The sequence below is a fragment of the Dethiosulfatibacter sp. genome (assembly GCF_983023055.1).
On the sequence record NZ_CEZJXU010000100.1, the window covers coordinates 1 to 6,636 of the forward strand.

Consider the following 6,636-nt stretch of genomic DNA (forward strand, 5'->3'; position numbering starts at 1 on the left):
TTGTTTCAGACGGAACAGACAACCATCTTATCCTTATAGACATGAGAAGCAAGGATGTTACAGGAAAGGTAGCTGAAAAGATTCTTGGAGACATCAATATTACTGTTAACAAGAACACAATACCTAATGATCCAAAGAGTCCTTTCGTCACAAGTGGAATAAGAATAGGAACACCAGCCATAACTACCATAGGACTTGTTGAAAAGGATATGGCTGAAATAGCAGATATTATGAACTGTGCATTTACAGAGTCACAGGACAAGGAAACACTTATAAAAAGAGTTGCAGCATTGATGAGCGTATACGAATAGACGGGAAGGTATCAACGTGGACTTTTTTAACATGAATTACGATGAATTCATAAAGAAAAACAATCCTTTGGCCGACAAAATGAGGCCAAGGGATCTTTCTGATTACGTAGGACAGGATCATATCCTTGCCGACGGGAAAATGCTTAGAAGGACAATTATAGCCGACAGACTCAGTTCCATAATCCTATACGGCCCTCCGGGAACAGGCAAGACTACCCTTGCAAAGATTATTGCTGAAAAAACCGAAAAAAACTTTGAAACACTGAATGCTGTAACATCGGGAATCAAGGACATCAAGGAAAAAATCAACTATGCTATAAATGAAATTTCCATGTACAACAAGCAGACCATTGTATTCATAGACGAGATTCACAGATTTAACAAGGCACAACAGGACGCCTTGTTGCCATATGTTGAAAATGGTACTATAATACTCATAGGAGCAACTACTGAAAACCCATACTTTGAAGTAAATAGCGCTCTTATTTCAAGGTCAATGATTTTTCAGCTTAAGTCACTGGCACCTGAAGATATATTTGAAATTATTAAAAGGGCAATGGATACTGTTATAAACGGTGATCTTGGAATGAAAGCTGAAATAGAAGACAATGCTATACAGCTTATATCGGATTATTGTGGCGGAGATGCAAGAAAGGCTCTTAATGCTCTTGAGCTGGCAGTCCTTACAACAGAAAGGGACGAAGACGATCTTCTGAGGATAAGAGTAGAGGATGCCAAGGAAAGCATACAAAGCAAGACATCCTATTATGACAAGAACGGTGACAATCATTATGATACGGTATCCGCCTTCATAAAAAGTATAAGAGGTTCAGATCCAGATGCAGCACTTTTGTGGCTTGCCAAGATGCTCAATTCAGGGGAAGACCCCAAGTTTATTGCAAGAAGACTTGTAATAAGCGCATCAGAGGATATCGGTAATGGAGATCCTAAAGCACTTGGAATTGCTATAGACTGCTTCAATGCAGTAAATGTAATAGGAATGCCTGAATGCAGGATAAATCTTTCCCAGGCTGTTGTATACCTTGCCTGTGCTCCTAAAAGCAATGCAGCATATGTTGCAATTAACAAGGCAATGGAATATGCTGGGAAGAAAAATCCGGAGGTTCCAAACCATTTAAAGGATAAGAGCTATAAGTCAGCTTCAAAATTAGGCCATGGTGTCGGATACAAGTATCCGCATAGCTACAGGTACAGTTATGTAAAGCAAAATTATTTTCCCCTTGATTTTGACGCGGAAAAGTTTTATAATCCTAAGAATATCGGTTACGAAAAAAACATAATACGATATCTGGACTTTTTGAATGAAGTCGACACGGAGGAGGAGTAATGAATTTTACAATTGAATTTAACGGCTTTAACGATATTGACTCACTAGAGAATATTCGTGAGAAGCTTATTGGAATAGAGGATACAAAAAGCTACAACATAGTAATAGAATACAATAATCTTATAATTGAAGACCGGATTTTGGATGAAAACTATATGCTTGAAATCAAGCCCGAGCACCTTAGGTATCTCAGAAAGCTGAGGGAATATCTGGAAGGTGTTGACTTGAATATTAAGAAGATATATCTTCTTGGATCATTGGACAAGTCCCTAGTGACATCCCTGAGGGTGTCTTCTGAAATGACAATAGATACAGAAGAACCAAAAAACATAATGTGGCCAAGTAAGGAACTTTATCTTTATGACGGTGGTAAGAAGATACTGGACAACCTTTTGGAAAACGAAGAAATAAATGTGGACGAATATGAAGTAAAGCTTAAGTTGCTGCAGATAGAATTTGGACTTCTTGACTTTCTTGAAAGGGAAAATTACATCAACTAATTCTTTAAATACAAACACTTAACCATGATTTAAATACATAATTATTATAAAATAGTTTCTTTAAAAAAAGGAGCTATTTTTTCTGAAATAATAGTTGACAAATTTACTAGGGTATATTATACTCAGTTAAAAGTCTACTGTTTAACTTGGGATTAGAGGTGATTATTTGTTATTATCTACAAAAGGACGATATGGATTGAAAGCTACATTTGAACTTGCCCTTAATTATGGCAATGGGCCACTAAGTCTAAAGATTATTTCACGAAAATACAATATATCAGAAAACTATCTTGAACAGCTTCTTTCGAAGTTGAGAAAGAAAGGATATATCAAAACCGTAAGAGGAGTCAATGGAGGTTATCTTCTAGCGTTGGAGCCTTCGGAAATCACAGTAGGAATGATTTTAAGAGCGTTGGAAGGGGAAATGTCCCCATCGGACTGTCTTTCATCAGAACTGTGCAGCAGAGAATCAGTTTGTGCAACGAGAGTTGTTTTCGAAAAAATAGAAAAAAGTATCAACGATGTAATAGACAGTACTTATATGATTGACATGGTCAATCAGCATAGGGAAGTAATGAAAGAGCATACAAAAGGAATACAGGAGGTAGAATAATGGAGAGAAAAGTGTATTTGGACAATGCAGCAACAACCATGGTTAGACCTGAAGTAGTTGAGACCATGAATAAATACTATACGGAACTGTACGGCAATCCGTCAAGTATATATGAATTTGGACAAAAAGCCAAAAAAGCCTTGGGCAGCGCAAGGGAGACTGTGGCTGGAATTATAAATGCCGATACTGATGAGATTTACTTCACAGGAAGCGGTTCTGAAGCTGACAACTGGGCTATCAAAGGGGTAGCAGAAAAGTACTGTTCAAAAGGGAAACACATCATTACATCAAAAATAGAACATCATGCTATTCTTCACAGTTGTGAATATCTTGAAAAGAACGGCTTTGAAGTAACCTACCTTGAAGTTGATGAATATGGAATGATAAGCCTTGATGATTTAAAGGCTGCAATAAAAGAAGAAACAATACTTATTACAATAATGTTTGCAAACAACGAAATAGGAACAATAGAGCCTGTTAAGGAAATAGGAGCAATAGCTAAGGAAAACAATATTTTCTTTCATACAGATGCAGTTCAGGCTTTTGGACATATTCCAATAGACGTTGAAGAAATGAATATAGACATGCTTTCAGCTTCCGCCCACAAAATCAACGGACCTAAAGGTGTTGGAATGCTATACATCAAAAAAGGAATAAGACTTGAAAACCTCATTCACGGTGGAGCTCAGGAAAGAAAAATGAGAGCCGGTACTGAAAATGTTCCAGGAATCATGGGTTTTGCAAAGGCTGTGGAAATAGCTGGAAAGACAATGGACGAGAGCATTAAAAAAATGACAGTGCTTAGAGACAGGTTCATGAAGCTTATACCTGAAAGAATAGACAATGCAAAACTAAACGGTCATCCTGTAAAGAGACTGCCTGGAAATGTGAATTTTTCTTTTGAATTTATTGAAGGAGAATCACTGCTGTTGTATCTTGATATGGATGGAATATCAGGTTCAAGCGGTTCAGCATGTACATCTGGTGCCCTTGATCCGTCACATGTATTAATGGGAATAGGATTGGCACATGAAATAGCACACGGTTCATTGAGACTGAGCCTTTCGGATTTTAATACTGAAGAAGAAGTAGATTATACAGTTGAAAAACTAGTAAATGTAGTAGATAGATTAAGACAAATGTCGCCATTATATACAGGTAGGAGGAAATAGAAATGTATACTGAAGAGGTAATGGATCACTTTAGAAATCCAAGGAATGTAGGAGAAATTGAAAATGCAGACGGTGTTGGTGAAGTAGGAAATGCTCAATGCGGAGATATAATGAAAATATATCTGAAGATAGAGGATGACATCATCACTGATGTAAAATTCCTTACTTTCGGATGTGGATCGGCAATTGCATCCTCAAGCATGGCAACAGAGCTTATTAAGGGCAAAAGCATAAACGTAGCTGTTGAACTTACAAACAAGGCTGTTATAGAGGCACTTGGAGGACTTCCAAAGGTTAAAGTACACTGTTCAGTACTTGCTGAGCAAGCTGTAAAGGCGGCACTTCATGACTACGCACAGAAGACTGGAAAGAAAATAACCGGTCTCGAAGACTTCGATCCTGATTATGATGTTCACGAGCATGAACATGAATATCTATAATAGAAAAGTTTTGCTGGGAATGAGCGGTGGTGTGGATAGCACCGCCGCTGCTGTAATTTTACAGCAAAACGGATATGAAGTAATAGGAGTGACCTTTGTTCAGACGAGTTTTGAAGAAATGGAACCAGCAATAAGAGATGCAAAAAAAGCGGCTGATGTTCTTGGAATAGAACACTATATACTTGACTTGAGAACGGAATTCAATGAAGAAATAATAAAATACTTCCATTCTGAATATGACAGAGGAAGAACACCAAATCCCTGTGTTAAATGTAACCAGATTATTAAGTACAAAAAGTTTATTGAAGAAGCTGACAGACTTGGAGCGCAGTATATTTCATCGGGACAATATGCAAAGATAGTATTGGAAGATGGAAGATATCTTATAAAAAAGGCTGAAAATAAATCTAAGGACCAGAGCTACTATCTTTACAATCTTAGAGAAAAGGATCTGGAACGAATACTTATGCCTCTTGGAGATATAAAAGACAAGGAAGAAGCAAGACAGATAATAAAAGACATTAACCTTGATTTTTCTCAGAAGAAGGAAAGCCAGGAAATTTGCTTTATAAGTGACGACGACCATGTAGGATTTCTTGAGAAATACATAAATCCCCAGAAAAAGCTTGGAAATTTCGTAGACATGAAGGGAAGGATTCTTGGAAAGCACAAGGGAATCCACAAATATACAGTAGGACAGAGAAAAGGTCTGGGAATAGCTCTTGGATCACCGCGATATGTGATAAAAATTGATGCAGATGACAATAATGTAGTTCTAGGCCTTGAGAAGGACCTTTACAAGGATTCTTGTGTTCTTGAAGAATACAATATTGTATTTGACGATTATGACATTGAAAATAAACCACTGATGTGTAAAATAAGATATTCTGCAAGAGAGGCGGAAGCTTCAATAAGAAGAGAAGGACAAACCTTGATTGTTAATTTCAAGGAACCTGTAAAAGCCCTTGCTCCGGGACAATCCCTTGTATTTTATGACGGCGAAATACTTATAGGCGGCGGAATAATAAATATTGATATGTAGAAAAGGTTGACATATTGAACTCCCTTAATTATAATTTTAATGAAACTCGTCCACTTGACGAGTTTATCTTCATAATTAATTAAAGAGATTGATTCGTTTATAGACGAGTTACATAGATGGAGGATAAGATGAACAAATATTCCGTAGACAATATAAGAAAAAGCTTTATCGAATTTTTTGAAAGCAAGAACCACCTGGCAGCACATAGTTTTCCGTTGATTCCTAAAAATGACAATACTCTGTTGCTTGTGAACGCAGGAATGGCACCACTCAAAAGGTTTTTCACAGGAGCTGACACTCCACCAAGAACTAGAATGGTTACATGCCAGAAATGTGTAAGAACAGGAGATATTGAGAACGTAGGTTATACTTCAAGACACTGTACGTTTTTTGAAATGCTTGGAAACTTTTCCTTTGGAGACTATTTCAAAAGAGAAGCAATAAATTGGGCATGGGAGTTTATGACTTCTGAAATGAAAATAGACCATACCAAACTATGGGTTTCAGTATATCATGAAGATGACGAAGCCTATAAAATCTGGAAAGATGAAATAAAGGTTCCAGAAGATAGAATAGTAAGACTGGGAAAGGAAGACAACTTCTGGGAACTTGAAGTTGGACCAAGCGGACCTTGTTCTGAAATCTACTTCGACAGGGGACCTGAATATGACTGTGGAGACCCTGACTGCATGCCTGGCTGCGACTGTGACAGATATGTGGAAGTATGGAATCTTGTATTCACACAATTCGACAAGGATGAAAAGGGAATATACCATCCACTTGCAAACCCTAACATAGATACAGGAATGGGACTTGAAAGAATGGCTGCTGTCCTTCAGGGCAAGGAAAATGTTTTTGAAATAGAGCCCCTTGTTTCAATTATTAATTTGGTTGAAAAGATAAGCGGTATTGAATATGGCAAGGACAAGAAAATTGATATTTCAGTAAGAATAATTACAGACCATGCAAGAGCAGTAACCTTCCTCATAGGAGATGGTGTAATACCTTCAAATGAAGGAAGAGGATATGTTCTCAGAAGACTACTAAGAAGAGCGGCAAGACATGGCAAGCTTCTTGGCATAAGGGACAATTTCATAGCATCTATTTCAAAGATGGTTATAGATATGTTTGGAGAAGCCTATCCTGAGCTTTCCAATTCAGCAGACCAGATATACAAGATAATTGAAATAGAAGAAGACAGGTTCAGCAA

7 protein-coding genes and 1 pseudogene are annotated in these 6,636 nt (G+C 37.4%); all 8 read left to right on the plus strand.

Translation table 11 applies throughout. The features are described from left to right. Positions 1-311, plus strand: a pseudogene (locus tag AC3AX0_RS05100) (serine hydroxymethyltransferase); the annotation flags it as partial. 31 nt (positions 312-342) lie between these two features. Further along, positions 343-1,659, plus strand: coding sequence for a replication-associated recombination protein A (locus AC3AX0_RS05105; RefSeq protein ID WP_487549229.1), 1,317 nt, complete (start codon positions 343-345; stop codon positions 1,657-1,659). After that, a complete protein-coding gene (locus AC3AX0_RS05110) occupies positions 1,659-2,159 on the plus strand; it encodes a hypothetical protein (RefSeq protein ID WP_487549230.1) in 501 nt (166 codons plus the stop codon). The genes AC3AX0_RS05105 and AC3AX0_RS05110 overlap by 1 nt, the downstream gene beginning before the upstream one ends. A 166-nt stretch (positions 2,160-2,325) precedes the next feature. Further along, positions 2,326-2,772, plus strand: coding sequence for an RrF2 family transcriptional regulator (locus AC3AX0_RS05115; protein ID WP_487549231.1), 447 nt, complete (start codon positions 2,326-2,328; stop codon positions 2,770-2,772). Next, a complete protein-coding gene (nifS, locus tag AC3AX0_RS05120) occupies positions 2,772-3,944 on the plus strand; it encodes a cysteine desulfurase NifS (RefSeq protein WP_487549232.1) in 1,173 nt (390 codons plus the stop codon). Before AC3AX0_RS05115 ends, nifS begins: the two co-directional genes overlap by 1 nt. A 2-nt stretch (positions 3,945-3,946) precedes the next feature. Then, the gene (gene nifU / locus AC3AX0_RS05125; RefSeq protein ID WP_487549233.1) at positions 3,947-4,384 is read left to right on the plus strand and encodes a Fe-S cluster assembly scaffold protein NifU; all 438 of its coding nucleotides are present in this window, start codon (positions 3,947-3,949) and stop codon (positions 4,382-4,384) included. Beyond that, a complete protein-coding gene (gene mnmA, locus AC3AX0_RS05130) occupies positions 4,371-5,426 on the plus strand; it encodes a tRNA 2-thiouridine(34) synthase MnmA (RefSeq protein WP_487549234.1) in 1,056 nt (351 codons plus the stop codon). The genes nifU and mnmA overlap by 14 nt, the downstream gene beginning before the upstream one ends. Before the next feature lie 128 nt (positions 5,427-5,554). Next, positions 5,555-6,636 (plus strand): alanine--tRNA ligase (alaS, locus tag AC3AX0_RS05135; protein ID WP_487549235.1); only part of this gene is annotated, 1,082 nt, incomplete at its 3' end.

Bases quoted from the DNA above. Each gene is read 5' to 3' on its own strand.
- nifU (WP_487549233.1), top strand. From the start codon at position 3,947: ATGTATACTGAAGAGGTAATGGATCACTTTAGAAATCCAAGGAATGTA.
- AC3AX0_RS05105 (WP_487549229.1), top strand. From the start codon at position 343: ATGAATTACGATGAATTCATAAAGAAAAACAATCCTTTGGCCGACAAA.
- mnmA (WP_487549234.1), top strand. From the start codon at position 4,371: ATGAATATCTATAATAGAAAAGTTTTGCTGGGAATGAGCGGTGGTGTG.
- AC3AX0_RS05110 (WP_487549230.1), top strand. From the start codon at position 1,659: ATGAATTTTACAATTGAATTTAACGGCTTTAACGATATTGACTCACTA.
- nifS (WP_487549232.1), top strand. From the start codon at position 2,772: ATGGAGAGAAAAGTGTATTTGGACAATGCAGCAACAACCATGGTTAGA.